Below are 15,382 nucleotides of genomic sequence, written 5' to 3'. Positions count from 1 at the left end.
AGTCGCCGGGGCCAACACGGGTCACACTAGAAGGCGTTGCCCTCGAATTCTCTGGTCACGAATTCTCCGGCTCGCTGGAAGGTGACTTTGAGCTTTGAACCTTCTGGCAGCATGTCGGGAAGACTACGTGCGCATACATCGCAAATGTAGTCCCCGCTGATGAACAAGTGCGCGTCGTCGACACCCCAGTTGCGCATCAAGCCAGCTGTCTGCGCCTCCAGGTGATGCTCGAAGCCCTTCGTCACGCCCGGCGGGAGATTGTTCGCCATATCCGGGTGCATGTTCCGGAACCCCGTTGACAGGGGGTACGGAGCATTCTGACCCTGCGCATAGAGAGCACCGTTCATGTTGCCCGGTCGCTCGAACTTCTCCTTCGCGCGGTGGGCCATCGCAACGCCGTCGCAGTCGCTCGGAACCCCAGCGTTGTGGACAAGGACCGGAGCCCCGCCCACCAGCACGAAGTACGTGTGCTGGCCGTCGACAGTGAGGTTGTAGACCCGCTGGGTGCGGTGGGTGTCGTCGATCGCGGTGATCTGGACCCAGGTGCCGGCCGCGGTCTGCAGCCACATGCCCGGTTCGAGGTCACCGGCCTCGGCCCAGCGGCCGTAGTCGGGCAGCCAGTACGGGTGCCCGGCCGTGGAGGTGATCTTGCTGGGCTTGGCCTTGCCGTTCTTGCCGTCGGGGTCGACGGTCAGGGTGACCAGGTGCTTGTCACCCTTGTGGTTGCGGGTGTTAGTGATCTGGCGGGCCTGGAGGTTGCCGGTCTCCGGGTCGGAGGCCAGAACGTACTCGCCCTCCTTGAGGTCCTCGATGTTCTTCGCGGACCCGTCGGCCATCACCACCTTGGTGCCGGGGACGAAGCTGTTCTTCTTCGCACCCTTCTTACAGGCCTTCTTGCCGCCCGCCCCCTTCTTGCCCTTGGCGTGCTTCGGCTTCGCCTTCGACGCCTTCGACGCCTTCGACGCCTTGGCCGCCTTGGCGCCGCTGGCCGCCTTCTTGCCGCTCTTGACCGCGTCCGCGGCCTTCGCGCCCTTCTTCGCCCACTTCGCCGCGGTGACCGCGGCTCCCGCACCCGGAATCGCCGCCGCCATCGACAGCGCCGCGTCCGTGTAATTGCCCTCGGCCGCGTACCAGATGCCGTTCGCGACGTCCGCCGCCTCGCCGATGACCGGCACCATGCCCGCCACATCGAGCGCGGCGTGGCCGACGTCCGAGAGCGAGATGTCGATGCCGAACAGGTGGCCGTCCAGCTCCACGAAGGAGATGGGGTTGCCGCCGGCGAAGGCGTAGCGGTTGCCGGTGTACGGGTCGGTCGCCAGGGACATGTCGTCCAGGGCGCCGCCGTACATGTCGCGCGTCAGGAACCGGTTCAGACCCGGGCTGTAGTTGCGGAAGCCCATGTCGTACGTACCGGAGCCGTCGTCGTACCGGTGCGCGTTGTACCGGTAGTCGTTGTACTGCTCCTTGTCCGGGTTCGCCGCATCGGGCTTGTCCGCACCTGTGAACTGCGCGTCGTCGTCCGAGCCGTAGGCCGTGTAGCCGTAGGTGGCCCGTGTGTTGCCGTCCTCCTTCGTGATCGCCTCGACATCACCCTTGGGGTGGTAGAGGAACTGCGAGTACTCGTGCGGACCGGTGTCCTTGTGCTTGATCTGGGTCAGCTTCTGACCCCACGGCGAGTACTGGTAGGACTTGGTCGCCTTGCCGGCGACCTCCTCCCGCAGCACCTTGGACTCCATGCCCAGGTAGGTGAAGGCCGTGGTCTTCCCGTTGGTCCCGGACGTGGTCTCCTGCGCCGTGCGGTCGAAGGCGTCGTACACGTACGACGTCGTCTTGGCCGACGCACCCGTACCCGCCGTGTGCTTGGCGATCCGGTCGAAACCGTCGTACGAGTACTTCTCCTGCACGGACCCGTTCGACGAGACCGTGTCCAGACGACCAAGCGGGTCGTAGTTGTACGTCGACGCGACACCGCCCGCGGCCGTCTTCAGCAGACGGTTGCGGTCGTACGTCGACGTCGACGTGGTCCCGCCCGACTTCTGCTCGACGATGTTGGAGTTGCCGTCGTAGACGTACTCCTCCGTGCCCGCACCACTACCGGTCTTGGTGACCTTCGAGATGCGGTCCTGCGGGTCATAGTCGAACGTCGAGACGGTGTCCAGATACGCCGCCGTGTTGTCGGCGTTCATCAGCTTCGCCGTGTCCTTGGAGCGGTTCCCGTTCGGGTCGTACTCCAGGTCGTGCGAGGCGACGACGGTGCCGCTGCTCTTCTTCTCCACCTGCGACTTGACCGCACCGTTGAGCCAGTACGCGTAGTCGACGGCGTTCCCGTTCGGCTTCGTCTGCTTGAGCGGCTGGCCGCGGTCGGTGTAGCTGAGGGTGGTGATCTGCTGGTTGCCCGCCGTCGGCGTGTCCGCGTTCGTGATCTTGTTGATCATGTCGCGGACGTCGTACTCCGCCTTCGACCACGTCACGTCGTGCGTGGTCTCCAGCGGGTTGCCGTTGACGTCATAGGTCAGCGAGGTCGTGTTCTTGACCGTGCTGCCCAGCTTCTCCTCGACCTTCGACAGCTGGTTCAGCTCGTCGTAGGCCATCGCGTACGCGTCCGCCTTCGCGCCCGGCGAGAGGTCCTTGACCTCCGACAGCAGCCCGTTGGCGTCGTACTTGTAGGTGAAGTCCTTCTTCTCGTTGTCGGTCTCGCCCGTGTTGGCGCGCACCAGCTTGATGCCGTCAGCGACAACTGTGCCGTTGGCGGCGTCGGTGAGGGTGACCTTCTGGCTGCCCGACTCGGTGAAGGAGTACGAACCCAGCGAGACCCACGTGCCGGAGCCCGTGGACTGGTTGACGGTCCGGGTGGTCTCCCCGGTCGAGTGGGTGATCTTGAACGGGGCGTCCGTGGCCGCGCCGGTCACGTCACCGTGCCGGGCGAAGACCTCGTACGTACCGTCCTGCGGGATGTTCAGCTGCCAGGTGAAGGACTCCGTGCCGGTGCCCTTGGCGTTGGTGCGGACGTCGTAGCCCCACTGGCCGAGCGCCTGGGAAGCGTCCCAGTTGCCCTGCGTGGCCGTGTTGTGGATGTCCGTCGAGTCGACGACCACGACCTGCTTGCCGACCGGAACACCGTCGTCCGAGCGGGCCTTCTGGTTGCCGGACGGGTAGAAGTCCCACGTCATCGTCCGCTGCGACGAGCCACCGGCCGAGGTCAGCGTGTTCTTTGTCTGCTGACCCAGCGTGTTGTAGTCGTACGCCGTGGTGATGTCGAAGGCGTCCTTGGCCGACTTGGTCCAGCCGTTGTCGTAGTACTCGTAGTCGGTGTCGTTACGGACCGTCTGGCCCTGCGACGGCGGCGCGGAGACCTTGGACAGCTGGCCGACCGTGTCGTAGAAGTAGTGCGTCCGGTCCGGGCTGGCGTAGTTGGCGTCGCCCTGCTTGAACGGAGACAGCGTCTCCTTGACCCGGTTCAGCTCGTCATACACGGTCTCCGAGGTGAAGTCCGTGGCATCCGAGGTCGTCTCGACACCGCGCGGGCTGATCGTCTTGGTCTTGTTGCCGACCTCGTCGTACTCGAACTTGGTCGTCCGGTACGTGATGACGCCCGAGCCGTCCTTCGAGTACGGGACCTTGACCTCCTTGGTCAGGCCACGCCGGTCGAAGCTGGTCTCGGAGGTGTTGCCCTCGGCGTCCGTCGCCTTGTCGGTGCGGCCGTCGAGGTCGTAGTGGACGGTGGTGAACTTGTCCGCCGCGTCCGTCGTCTTCACGACCCGGTTGTTCAGGTCGTAGTCGTACTTCGACGTGAAGTCGGACGAGTCGGGGGTGGCGTTCTTCTTCGGGTCGACGACCGTGATCAGGTTGCCGACGCTGTCGTAGGTGCTGGAGACCTTGTCGCCCCTGGCGTTGACCACCGAGACGGGCCGGTAGATCTCGTCCAAGGTGTACGTGGTCGTGTAGTCGCCGACCGTCGGCGTCAGGTTGCCCTTCGGCTCGGTGACGGTCTTGACGTTGCCGACCTTGTCGTACGTGGTGGTCGTGCGCCGCTCCGGGTCGGTCGCCTCGTCCTTCGGGGCGAGGGAGTCGGTGACCTGGTCCGCCGCGTCGTACACGGAGGAGGTCTCGGCGCCGTTCGGCCCGAACGCCTTCAGCGTGTTGTTGTTGGCGTCGTAGACCGGAGCCGGCGTGGTGATGTAGACACCGGCGGCCTGGTCCTTGGGCTGCTTCTGATCCAGCGGACGGCCGAAGTAGTCGTAGTTCTGGGTGACCTTGGCGCCCTTGGCGTTGACGACCTCCTTGGTGTTGCCGCGGTCGTCGTAGACGAAGGTCGTGGGGTTGTTCAGCGCGTCCTTGATCGTCGCCGGGTACCCGTGCGGGCCGTAGTCCGCGTAGGTGGTGGCGTGGCCGTTCGCGTCGGTGTCCGTCAGGGGCTGGCCGTAGGCGTCGTACGTGGTGATCGACTGGTAGTCGCCCGCCGTCGCCGAGGCGACACCCTCCGGGTCCGTGACCGAGGTCTGGTTACCGAAGGAGTCGTAGCCGAACTCCCAGACGTTGCCCAGCGGGCTGGTCTTCCGCCACAGGTCGGCGGAGTAGCCGTCGAGACGGGTCTGGTACTCGAACTTGGTCGCGCCGGCCGGGTACTTGGCCGGGTCGCAGTAGTCGGTCTGGTTGAACGTCGACCACGACTTGGTGGTCTCCGGGTCCCACTGGCGCAGCGGGTAGCCGGTCTTGGAGTCGTAGCAGGACGCGGCCTTGGCCCCGTTCGCCGCCTCCATGTAGGTGACGTTGTTGTCCGCGTCCCAGGACATCTTGGTGGTCTGGGACTTGGCGTCGGTGATCTGGACCGGACGGAAGAAGTCGTCCGTCACATGGTCGGTGGCGCGGCTCTCGGCGTCCGTCACCTTGGTGTCGGTGAAGTTGGTGTTCGCCGTGTTCGCCTTGTACGCGAAGCCGGTGGTGAAGGCCAGACGGTCGGTGATCGTCTTGGTCCACCAGTGGTACTTCGGGTCGTCGCCGGTCTGCGGGGCGTAGTACGCGAACTGCGTGTTGTTGCCGCGCGGGTCGGTGGCCTTGACCAGCTTGACGTTCTTGTTCCCCTGCGTGGCGTCGTAGGTGAACTTGAACACCTTGGGCTGGGAGGACGTCTCGCCGTCCCCGATCTGCCCGAGCAGGCCCTTGTCGGTGTAGTAGAAGGAGATCTTGCGGCCCGAGATGTCCGACATGGACTTCACGTGGTCGTAGATCTTGGAGTTGGTCAGGTTGGTGCCGGAGACCTTGGCGCCCGAGTCGTTGATGTACTCGTAGGTCGCGTCACCCTTGCCGTAGTAGTCGATCGTGAGCGACTGACGGCCGGCCGGGTCGGTGATGTACTTGAGGAACTTGGTCGGCTTGTTGTTGGACTTGCGCTCCTCGTACGTGTACGTCTGCGTGTTGCCGTCGTTGTCGACGGCAGACGTCATGTAGCCGTCGCAGCCGAACAGGAACCGGGTGCCGTCCGGGCGCGTGAGCGTCCAGGCGTCCGGGACCGGGTCCTTGGTCGGCTTGCAGTCCAGGCCGGCCTTCATCGTCAGCTTGTAGTGGACACCGGCCGGTGCCTTCCACACGCTGTTCGTGGCGTCCCAGCGGAAGACGTGCGTGGTGCCGTCGCCGTCCGGGAGACGGATCTCGGTGGGGTTCGGCTTGGGGTGGAACTCCAGAGGCGCGCCCAGGCGCGTCGGTCCGGAGATCTGAGCCGACCAGCCGTGGCCGAGGACCGTGTCCGAGGTGTCGAGCGAGTTGTACGCGACGCGGGCGAAGGTGTTGACTCCGCGGCCCGGGTTGTTGACGGCGTTGTACGACCACACGCTGTTGCCGGACGCCAGATTGTTCATGACCGTCGAGCCGGCGCCGGTGTTCTTGCCGGTGTAGTCGTAGAACTTCTCCAGACCCAGCGTGTTGGACGTGGGGTCCTCGACCGTGACGTTCTGCTTCAGCGGCGGGATGGCGCCGGTCCCGGCGGACAGCCAGGTCCCGTCGGCGACCTTCTTGACGTCCCAGCCGAGCACGTAGTCCAGGCGCTTGTTGCCCTCATCGGAGTTGATGGGGGTCTTGACCTGCGCCTGAATCGTCGCCGACTTGCCCGGCAGCAGCGCCGGGATGGCCGTCGACAGCTGGTTGCCGCCGGTGGTCACGTCCGTGCCGTCGGGGAGCTTCCAGGTGTACGACAGCTGCCGCTCTCCGGCGGCCCACGCCGTGGCCGTGGTGTTGGTGACGGTGAACTCGACCGTGTACTGCGAGTTCGGCGTCATCCGGGCCGGAGTGGTCGGCGCGTAGTACGTGTCCTCCGTGGTGGAGTCGACGTAGATGACCTGCATGTACGGGCGCAGCTGGGGGTCGGAGGCCTCCGACGACAGGAACAGGGTGCGTTCCTGCGGGCCGGTGGTGGTCTCGTCCTTCAGCTTGACGGCTACGCCCTTGTTGTTGGCGGGTGTCTTGACCCAGGACTGCATCAGTCCGGTGGCGTCCCACCAGTGGCGGCCGACCTCGTCGGTGATCTGCGGGACGGTGTCGGCGACGGTGGCGGACATGTCGCCGCCCGGCGTGGTCCACGGCGTGGTGGCGTTGGCGTTGTTCCAGGTGGCCTGGGTCTCGGTGAAGTCCCGGGTCAGCGAGTGGAGTTCGTAGATCGCACCGTTGGTGGTGCTGGTGGTCTCCGCTCCCCACATGTACATCTTGTTCTCCAGCACCGTGGCGGTGGTGGGGATCGAGCTGGTGGGGAACTTCACCACGGCGCGGGTCTTGCCGTACGTGGGCGAGTTGTTGCCGACGCTCAGCCAGGTCTGGCCCACGCCGAGGGACTGGATCGCGTCCTGGTTGGTGGTGGGCTGCTGCGAGGAGAGCGTGGTGTCCGTCTGACCGCTCTGGATGATCTTCATCGTCCGGCCGGCCTTGGGGATACCCACCACCCGGGTCGGAGAGCCGAGCAGCTCGCCGCCCTGGGTCTTGACCGCGAGCTGGTAGAAGTACGACTTGCCGATCTCACTGGAGCTGGAGTCCGGGGTCGGCACCGCGGTGGTGTCCGTGTAGCTCGTGGCCGTGGATGCGATCGGGGCGATCAGCGTGGCCGCGGACGGAGTGAAGACCTGCTGCGTGGAGCGGTGCAGCTGGTACTCGACGATCGCGTCGTTCGCCGCGCCGCTGGTGTTCACATAGGCGGGCCAGGACAGCTCGGGTCCGGTGGAGTGCACCACGGTCGGCGAGTTCAGCGCGGTGCCGACCTTGCCGTAGGTCACCGTCAGGCGCGGAATGGACGAGGTCTCGCCGCCGTAGTCGCCGTCCCCCGCCTCGTAGCGCGGACCACCGGTCAGCGTCCCGGCCAGTGTGTCGTCCTTGGCCTGCAGCACAAACCCGTGGTTGGGATTGACCCCGGACACCCAGCGCTGGACCGTGTCGGTGACCGGGAAGTCATGCCACTGGTTGTACTTGCCGACCGGCTTGATGATCTGCGCCGGGTTCACCAGCCGGACCGAGTCCGCCAGCGTCCGCGTCGTCGCACTGCCGGTGTCGCCCAGGACGACCTTGCCGGTGTTGCCCTTGACGAAGCTGTACTCAGCGGCATCCAGGGTCTTCCAGACCCCGCCCGTCCCGGTCTGGTTGACCGTGTAATTCTTCGTGCCACCGTTGTAGTTCACGGTGTACGGGGCGGCCGTGGCCGCGTCCGAGGCCGCCGGGTAGTGCACGTCCACCCGGTAGGTATCGGTCTCCGCGACCTGCGGCTGCCAGGAGTACGTCTCACCGGTCAGCGCGTTCTTGTTGTACGCGAAGTCGTCGTACGTCGCGGCGCCACCGGTCGTGGTGCCACCGGGCCACTCGCCGACCGCCGCCGTACCCACCGCCCCGTCGTCGATCATGACGGTCGTCGCGGACAGCTCACCCACCAGCGCACTGGTGTTGGACCAGGTCGCCGTCGACTCGTCCCACGCACCCGTCGCCCGGTGCGCCTCCAGCGTCACCGCGTTGCCGTTCGTGGTGTGCGCCTGGTCGTAGTACATGCTCAGCCGCGCCGCATCGACCTTCACACCCGCCGGGACCTCACTCAGCGGGAACTTGATCAGCGAGCGGGCGATACCGGTGTCCGTCTTGCCGGCCGACAGCTTCCAGGTGGTGTTGAAGTTCACCGACGGCTGATCCGAGAGGACCATCGTGTCCTGCGAGGTGGCCGCGTTCGGCGCGACGGTGATCGTCGGGTCGATCACCACCGGGTACTGACGCTCCTTCGCCGCCAGCCACTTCGCGTCCGGCGCGAGGGTCAGCTTCCAGTTCTTCCCGTCCCGGGTGAGCTTCTGGGAGACCTTCGTGGAGTACGTACCGCCCGTCGGCGACAGCGCGTCCTTCTTGGCGTCCGTCATGTACGGAGCCGGGATCACCAGGACCGGAGTGCCCGGCGCCTCGCCGTAGAAGGCGACCGAGCCGTCCTTGCGCGCCTTCGGCGTCAGTCCCTCGGTGTTCAGGGTGAACGTGAACGACACCGGACCGGCCGGGCGCTTAGCCAGGACGATGTTCTCCTTCACCTGTCCCCGGCCGACCTTGTACTGCAGATCGGCGCCCGAAACAGCGCCCTTGTACGTGACCGTGTCACCGTCGGCCTGCGGCTTGAGGGTGTTCCCGGCCGCGCCCGTGAGGCCCAGGCTGATGGCCCCGCCGCCCGCGGACTCGAAACGCAGCAGCTTGCCCGGATCAGAACCGAACCAGCTCCGGCCGGTGTTGGCCGTGTTTGCGAAGTCGAAGCCCTTCGCCGTCGTCGACCGCACCGCGGTGTCGATCGGCTTCCACGACTTCCCGGACTTGTACGAGACCGGAACGGCCGACAGCTCCGCCTCCACCCGGCCGTCCGACAGCTCGAAGAACCGCGCCTGCGATGTGCGCCGCTCGGTCAGCTCCTTGACCCGCTTGGCCTTCGGAAGCTTCTTGCCCTTCGGCAGCTTCTGGCGGCTGGGTATCTCCAGCTTCCCCCCGACCGGCGGCTCGTCCGCCTCCTCGTCGTCGTCGGAGAACCAGCCCTTGACGGTGTCGACGATCCCCTTGCCGCCGTCATCCGACGACGACACAGGGGCCGCATAAGCGACCTGCGGCAGCAGCGTTCCCGCCACCGCCGACACCACCAGACAGGAGATATATCTCCCGTACGGAACTTTCACCTTCTATGCCCTTTCGCCTCGGCGAGCCAATTCGCCGCATGCGAAATGGGCACGCCGAATGAGCCGACCCGGAGGTTTCCGGTCGGCGTGACTCATTTGCTCCACGAACCGCGAATTGCCAGTTCACGGACGTGGCGGCGTGATTTCTAGTCACTGGAGTGACGCCCAGTCAACCCCCTGGACAATCGGGACAGTTGCCCCCCGAAAAGAGCGTCGATTCGCCCGTTTCTTCCGTTCGCTCGCGCCGGGCGGGCCGCGTCGTGTATAAACGCCCGGTTCCGAAGAGAATCAATTCATGGAAAGCCGGTGCCTCATGCCATCCACGGAATCGCCTGAATCCGCCGAGTCCACTGAGTCCACTGAATCAACTGAAGCCGCGAGCCTGGCGGAAGCCGGAAAGGGCGGCGGCCCGGACCGGCGCGGACTGGCCATCGCCGCCGTGGCGCTGCTCGCATGCGGCGGGCTCATCGGGTACGGCTTCCTCAACACCGACGAGAAGCCCAAGCCGCGCGCCGTCCCGACCGCGGAGGTGACTTACGAGGTGACCGGACGGGGCACGGCCGAGCTCTCGTACCTCGCGCGCAGCGAGTCGGGCAAGGCGACCGTGGAGAAGCGCGTTGCGCTGCCCTGGAAGAAGACGGTCCAGGTACCGCTCGGCAAGGCGCCGACCATCGGCCTCGTTCTGGACGAGAAGGGCGGCCAGGCCAGCTGCACCCTCGCCATCCGCGGCAAGCACGTACAACTCGCCACCGCGTCGGGCAGCTACGGACGGGCAACCTGCACCGGTCAACTGCCGGCCGGGCAGAACTGACCCCCGGGCTCGCCCTCGATCCGGCGCCTCAGCGCTTGACGCGCGCCCGTCGCGAGACGACCGCGCGCAGCACACGCTGGCCCTCGATCGAGACATCCAGCGCCTGGCGCAGCCCGACGCCGCCTTGTGCGTCGGCCAGGATCTCCAGGATCTGGATCTGGCGGCGCAGTTCGCCGGCGACGAGCGGCCCCGCTCCGTCCGGCTCGCCCTCGCGGCAGCGCGTGAGTACGTCGACGACATCGGCAGCGGCGGGTTCGTCGGCGCCCGAGCCCGCGTCGAAGCGGTTGTGGAGTTCGAGCGCGGCGACGGAGCAGTCGTCCGCCCATTCCCGCAGGGGGTCCGCCTCCCACTCCGAGGGAGCGGCGCCCAGCATCTGACGTACGAGGGCTGCGGCTTCGTCCTCGACGGTGGCGCTCTCCATGGTCGCTCTGGCCTCGGCGAGCCGTCCCGACCAGTCCTCCTCGCCTTCCACCAGACCGGCCCAGAGCGGACGCAGCGCGTCGGCCTCGGATGCGAGCACGGGCAGACAGCGGTCCAGGCAGGCGAGTCCGCTCGCGGCCAGGCCTCGCTCATCCGCCTGTGCGATCAGTTCCCTCAGGCTCTTGGACGCCACGGACGCCTCCCATCGCGGACGCAGTACTTCCTCTTACTGCGCCCCGTGGCTCGAATGCGTCACTGCGTCGGCCGGGAATACCCATTCCTTCCAGGAATCGGAAGAAAGGTCCCCCGGTTCAGCCGCGGGCCGCTTGGCGAAAAGTACTCCCTCGGGCACCCCGGCCGCCACCGTCTCGGCGACCCGATCCGGAACACTTTCGCGTGCCGAGCACCCACATATGCGCCACAACTCTGTTACATTCTGGCCACCTGGAACTCGGCCTGCAGAGGGCCCTGTTGGGACCGCGGCGACCCAAGACTGGTGTGAGCCCGCACACCCCCGGGCGGGCTCACACCGCGGCCTCCTTCGAGACCTGCTCCGCCCTGAGCGCCGCCTTGACGTACTGCATGCGAGTCAGCCTGCGGACGACGACGATCGCCAGCACGGCGGCCGCGATGTCGAGGATTCCCGCCAGGATCAAGGCGTCCGCGCCCGCGCTGAAGGCGTCCGGAGTGTCAGCCGAGTCAATTTGGCTGTCCGCGACCGGATTGATCAGATTCGTGGCGAGCCACGCGGTCCACCAGACGTTGACGACGGTGTGCGGCTCCTGCTTCCCCGTTCCGTACGGGTCGCGCCGGCTCGCCGCCCAGATGTCGACGGTGATCGCGCGCGGGATGTAGAGATTCCCGAACGGGACGAACCAGCCGCCGGTCGCCCACCCCGCGCCGCGCCGCTGGAGATCCGGCGCGAAGACACCTGCGCTGTTCCGGGCCCGCTGGAACCAGACGAGGAAGACGAACAGGGTGGCGAGCTGCGCGATCCCCTGAGTGACTCCCGCGGTGTCCATCAGCGACGTGGCCCGCTCCAGGTCCGCGTCGGAGTAGGCCGTGGCCGTCAGGTTCCCCAGACCGAACGCGGCCACGACGGAGAAGAGGTCGGTCGCGATGACGAGGCAGAGCAGCGCCACGACGGCGTACGAGATGCCCACCGGAGAACGCAGAAGACCCCCGGCCCGCGGCCCGGGCGGTGTGATGTCGACCGTACCGACCGAGCAGGCCTGGCAGAGTCCTTCGGCGGTCGCCGCCGCGCCGGTCCGGCATTTCGAGCACAGCATGGCCGAGCGGCCCCCCACGGGTGAGAAGACGCCCCTCCCCAGAGACGTCACGGAGACCGGGCCGTACGGCGCGCGGTCGCCCGCGGACGATATGCCTCAGCGGCTGATGCCGTCCACCACGAATCCCCAGTTCAGCCCAGCTTCCGCGCCGGCTCCTGCACCGCTGCCATTGCATGGCCCGGACGCCGAGACCCGGCGGGCGCCCGGCCGCCCCTCAGCCCAGCTTCCGCGCCAGTTCCTGGAACTGCTGCCAGCTCCGCCCCGGCTTCCGCGGGTCCCACAGTTTCTGGGACGTCGCCCGCAGCGGCATCGCGATGCCGCGGGCCACCTGTTCCTGGGTCTGGGAGTTGGCGAGGTCGCACCAGACCGCGAAGCGGCCGCCCAGGATCTGGGACGAGTACTTACGGGGCACCGGCTGGGTGCCGCGGATCACGAACGGGGTCCACTGCTCGTAGATCCGGCGGCCCGTCGGATAGACGAAGGTCTGCGGCTGGCCGAGCACGTAGTACAGGTACTCGTCGTTGACGTTGACCAGCCGCCGGCCTTCGCGCAGGTACTCCAGCGGCGGCCGGGCCCCGATCTCCTTGCCCGTCCAGTACTCGACCTCGAGGTCCTTGTCCGCCCTGACCACGCCGCCGCGGAAGAAGCCGTCGTTCCACGCCTTGGGCTTCTTGCCCAGGGGGCGCACCACCGCCGCGCGGTCGTTCACCCAGGCCGTCGCCAGGTCCTGAACCCGTGCCTGCGGGCCGTACTGCTGGCGGGCGAGTGCCGCCAGCTGCGGGAAGGACGCCTCCGGGTTCCGCCGGACCAGCGCCTGGTACTCGTCTCCGCCGAGATGCCAGTACGCGCCGGGAAACAGCTCCGCGTACTCCTTCAGCAGCTCGTCCACGATCTCGGCCGACGCGGGCTGTCCGATGTCGATCGCCCCGCGCACCGGCCTGCCCGCGGCGTCCCGCAGCTGGAGCTGGGGATGGGCGGCGAGCACTGCGCCGAGGTGTCCCGGGGAGTCGATCTCCGGGATGACCGTGATGTGCAGCCGCGCGGCCAGGTCGATGATCCGGCGGACCTCGGCCTTGGTCAGGTGCCGGCTCGAGACGATCTCGGGGTGCGAGTCCGACTCGATGCGGAAGCCCTGGTCGTCGGAGAAGTGCAGGCCGAGCTGGTTGAGCTTGAGGTCGGCCATCTCGCGCAGCCGGGCCTCGATCCAGGCGGCGGAGAAGTGCTTGCGCGCGATGTCGACCATCAGGCCGCGCTGCGGCCGGTCGGGCCGGTCGCGTACGACGCCCTCCGGCATCGCGCCGCCCGATTTCACCGCCTGCTTGAGGGTCCGGGTCCCGTAGAAGACACCCGCCTCGTCGGGTCCGGTGATTCTGACCCGGCCGCCGCTGGTGAGGGCCGTGTACGACTCTCGCGCGCCCCCGGCCCCGAGCGCCAGCTCGACATCGCCGGCGCGGGCGGCGACCGCGCCGCGGTAGCCGAGCTTCAGCTCGCCGGCGAGCAGCCGCGCCTCGTCGGCGAGCGCCTCGCTGCCCTTGGCGACGACGACCCCGCCGCCGGGCCCCGGCCGCCAGCCCGGCCCGCGCGCCGCCTCGTGCGTGCGTACGGCGGGGATGGTGGCGGGCGCCCGGGAGAGGGGGTAGGTCCTGGAGGGTGTCGGTGTCGGTTTAGGTGACGGGCTCACGGCGGCGGGGGCCTTGGTTCCGCCCCGCGTCTGGCCGGCCGTCGTGGGCGGCTCGTCGCTCGAGCAGCCGGTCAGCGTCATCGAGAAGGCCGCTGCCGCGGCGAGGAAGGCGCCCGTGAACCTGGCACACCCAGAGTGCCGTACCACCCGGATACCTCCAATATCTGGCGCAACTACCGCGAACCACCCCCACCATCGTCCATCACACGAGTCGAAACTCTCCCGTCCGGGTGAAAATCGCGCATCCGTCGGACAGCTTCCGGCAGCCACGGATAGCGTTACGACTCATCCACCCCACACTTCCCAGCCGTCCTGCTGTCCCCTTCGAGGAGCCCACGCTGTCCAGCGAATCCCACGCCGGCCTCCCGAAGCGACCGCCGACACTCCACCACACCCAGCATGCGCTCGCCTCTTCGGCCATACCGGCCACGCTCTCGCCCCGGCTTCCCGGCCAGCGCGGCGGCGAACCCGGTCTCGAGCGCTTCAACACCGCAGCCGCCGACGCGGCCGAAGCGGCCCTTCTCGCCTGCTGCGGCAGCCACCGCTGGGCCCAGCGGCTGGTCGCCCACCGCCCCTACCCCGATGTCGACGCCCTCCTCGCCGCCGCCGACGAGGCCAGCTACGACCTCTCGCAGGCCGACCTCTCCGAGGCCCTCGCCGTCGAGTCCTCCGCCGGTCTCCACCCGGGCGCGCCCCAGGCGGCGCACACCGCGCTGGCCGCCGGCCACGCCGCGTACGAGAGCCGCTTCGGCCACGCCTTCGTGATCAGCCTCGACGGATACCGCCCCGATGAGTACCTCGACCAGGTGCTCGCCGGAATCCGCGCCCGGCTCGGCCACGAACCGGACGAGGAGCGGGCCGTCTCCGCCGAGCAGCTGCGCGGCCTCGCCCGCTCCCGACTGGCGCATGTAGTGGCCAACCATCCGGAATCAGACGTCGCGGGGGCTTCCCGATAGCCCGTCCGAGGCTGTTTGTTGCCTGTTTGATCACACCTATGGACCCCGGGCGAGCGAACCGACAAGTCGTCGCTACGATGGCCGGGGCCGGTGGACCGTACCCGGCCGGGCCAGACCGACAGAGAAGCCGGCATGGCCCCAATCCCCGCTTTCGGAGGGTTCTTCCGTGCCGGCTGGAACGCTGTACCGCGGCCGGGAAGGAATGTGGTCCTGGGTGGCTCATCGAGTCACCGGCGTCCTCATCTTCTTCTTCCTGTTCGTACACGTGCTGGACACCGCTCTCGTCCGCGTCTCCCCCGAGGCGTATGACGACGTCGTTGCCACGTACAAGACGCCGATCGTCGCGCTGCTCGAATACGGCCTCGTGGCCGCGATTCTCTTCCACGCGCTCAACGGCCTGCGTGTCATCGCCGTGGACTTCTGGTCCAAGGGCGCGCGCTACCAGAAGCGGATGTTCTGGATCGTGATGGTCATCTGGTTCGTGCTGATGGTGGGCGCCCTGTACCCGGTGCTCGGCCACGCCGTTCGTGAACTGTTCGGGAGCTGAGCCAGACAATGTCTTCGAACAACACAGTCGCCGACACCACCTCCGCCGTCGGCCCCGTCGAGGGTACGAGCCCCTACGACGTCGACCACCCGGCCCCGTACATCGAGGCCCCGCGCAGGCGCACCGGCAAGACCCCGAAGGCGACCCGCGGCAACTTCGAGATGGCCGCATGGCTCTTCATGCGCCTGTCCGGTGTCGTCCTGGTCGTCCTGGTCATCGGCCACCTGCTGATCCAGCTGGTGCTGGACGGCGGCGTCTCCAAGATCGGCTTCGCCTTCGTGGCCGGCCGCTGGGCGTCCCCGTTCTGGCAGGTCTGGGATCTGCTGATGCTGTGGCTCGCGATGCTGCACGGCGCCAATGGCCTGCGTACCGTCATCAATGACTACGCCGAGCGCGCCAACACGCGCCTGTGGCTCAAGGGCCTGCTGTACACCGCCACGGTGTTCACCATCCTTCTGGGCACGCTGGTGATCTTCACCTTCGACCCGAACATCCGCTAAAGCCGGGGCTGACGAGA

8 protein-coding genes are annotated in these 15,382 nt (G+C 67.5%); 4 read left to right on the top strand and 4 right to left on the bottom strand.

The genetic code is table 11. The features are described 5' to 3' along the window. Positions 1 to 26: 26 nt before the first annotated feature. Positions 27 to 9,113, bottom strand: a complete 9,087-nt coding sequence (locus OOK40_RS26695) for a DNRLRE domain-containing protein (RefSeq protein ID WP_323136121.1) — start codon at positions 9,111 to 9,113, stop codon at positions 27 to 29. A 361-nt stretch (positions 9,114 to 9,474) separates the two neighbouring features. On the opposite strand from OOK40_RS26695, the gene OOK40_RS26690 reads away from it, so the two are divergent. Continuing rightward, positions 9,475 to 9,972: a hypothetical protein gene (locus OOK40_RS26690; RefSeq protein WP_266486811.1), complete on the top strand. Its 498-nt coding sequence runs from the start codon at positions 9,475 to 9,477 to the stop codon at positions 9,970 to 9,972. A 28-nt stretch (positions 9,973 to 10,000) separates the two neighbouring features. Here the strand turns inward: OOK40_RS26690 and OOK40_RS26685 are convergent, their stop codons facing one another. From OOK40_RS26685 to OOK40_RS26675, 3 genes are all read right to left on the bottom strand, one after another. Then, the gene (locus OOK40_RS26685; protein WP_266486810.1) at positions 10,001 to 10,585 is read right to left on the bottom strand and encodes a hypothetical protein; all 585 of its coding nucleotides are present in this window, start codon (positions 10,583 to 10,585) and stop codon (positions 10,001 to 10,003) included. A 331-nt stretch (positions 10,586 to 10,916) separates the two neighbouring features. Then, complete coding sequence (locus OOK40_RS26680) at positions 10,917 to 11,681, bottom strand: DUF4328 domain-containing protein (protein WP_266486809.1); 765 nt, start codon at positions 11,679 to 11,681, stop codon at positions 10,917 to 10,919. 214 nt (positions 11,682 to 11,895) lie between these two features. Beyond that, the gene (locus OOK40_RS26675) at positions 11,896 to 13,443 is read right to left on the bottom strand and encodes a glycoside hydrolase family 20 protein (RefSeq protein ID WP_266487655.1); all 1,548 of its coding nucleotides are present in this window, start codon (positions 13,441 to 13,443) and stop codon (positions 11,896 to 11,898) included. Positions 13,444 to 13,781: 338 nt separating this feature from the next. Between OOK40_RS26675 and OOK40_RS26670 the strand changes: the two genes are divergently transcribed. The 3 genes from OOK40_RS26670 (at position 13,782) to OOK40_RS26660 (ending at position 15,365) form a co-directional block, all read left to right on the top strand. After that, positions 13,782 to 14,318 (top strand): 2-oxo-4-hydroxy-4-carboxy-5-ureidoimidazoline decarboxylase, encoded by a 537-nt coding sequence (locus OOK40_RS26670; protein WP_266487653.1) that lies wholly within the window; start codon positions 13,782 to 13,784, stop codon positions 14,316 to 14,318. 166 nt (positions 14,319 to 14,484) lie between these two features. Next, the gene (gene sdhC / locus OOK40_RS26665; protein WP_266486808.1) at positions 14,485 to 14,865 is read left to right on the top strand and encodes a succinate dehydrogenase, cytochrome b556 subunit; all 381 of its coding nucleotides are present in this window, start codon (positions 14,485 to 14,487) and stop codon (positions 14,863 to 14,865) included. Positions 14,866 to 14,873: 8 nt separating this feature from the next. Beyond that, positions 14,874 to 15,365 carry a succinate dehydrogenase hydrophobic membrane anchor subunit gene (locus tag OOK40_RS26660; protein WP_266486806.1) on the top strand — a complete coding sequence of 164 codons (492 nt, stop codon included), beginning with the start codon at positions 14,874 to 14,876 and terminating at the stop codon, positions 15,363 to 15,365. Positions 15,366 to 15,382 lie beyond the last annotated feature (17 nt).

The sequence above is a fragment of the Streptomyces sp. NBC_01481 genome, assembly GCF_026339995.1.
Lineage (GTDB): Bacteria > Actinomycetota > Actinomycetes > Streptomycetales > Streptomycetaceae > Streptomyces.
Note: the sequence above shows the minus strand (reverse complement) of the source record. Positions and strands in the feature narration are given on the sequence as shown.

Excerpts from the sequence above, each read along its gene's own strand:
- OOK40_RS26690 (WP_266486811.1), top strand. The coding sequence starts at position 9,475 with ATGCCATCCACGGAATCGCCTGAATCCGCCGAGTCCACTGAGTCCACT.
- OOK40_RS26680 (WP_266486809.1), bottom strand. The coding sequence starts at position 11,681 with ATGCTGTGCTCGAAATGCCGGACCGGCGCGGCGGCGACCGCCGAAGGA.
- OOK40_RS26675 (WP_266487655.1), bottom strand. The coding sequence starts at position 13,443 with ATGACGCTGACCGGCTGCTCGAGCGACGAGCCGCCCACGACGGCCGGC.
- OOK40_RS26660 (WP_266486806.1), top strand. The coding sequence starts at position 14,874 with ATGTCTTCGAACAACACAGTCGCCGACACCACCTCCGCCGTCGGCCCC.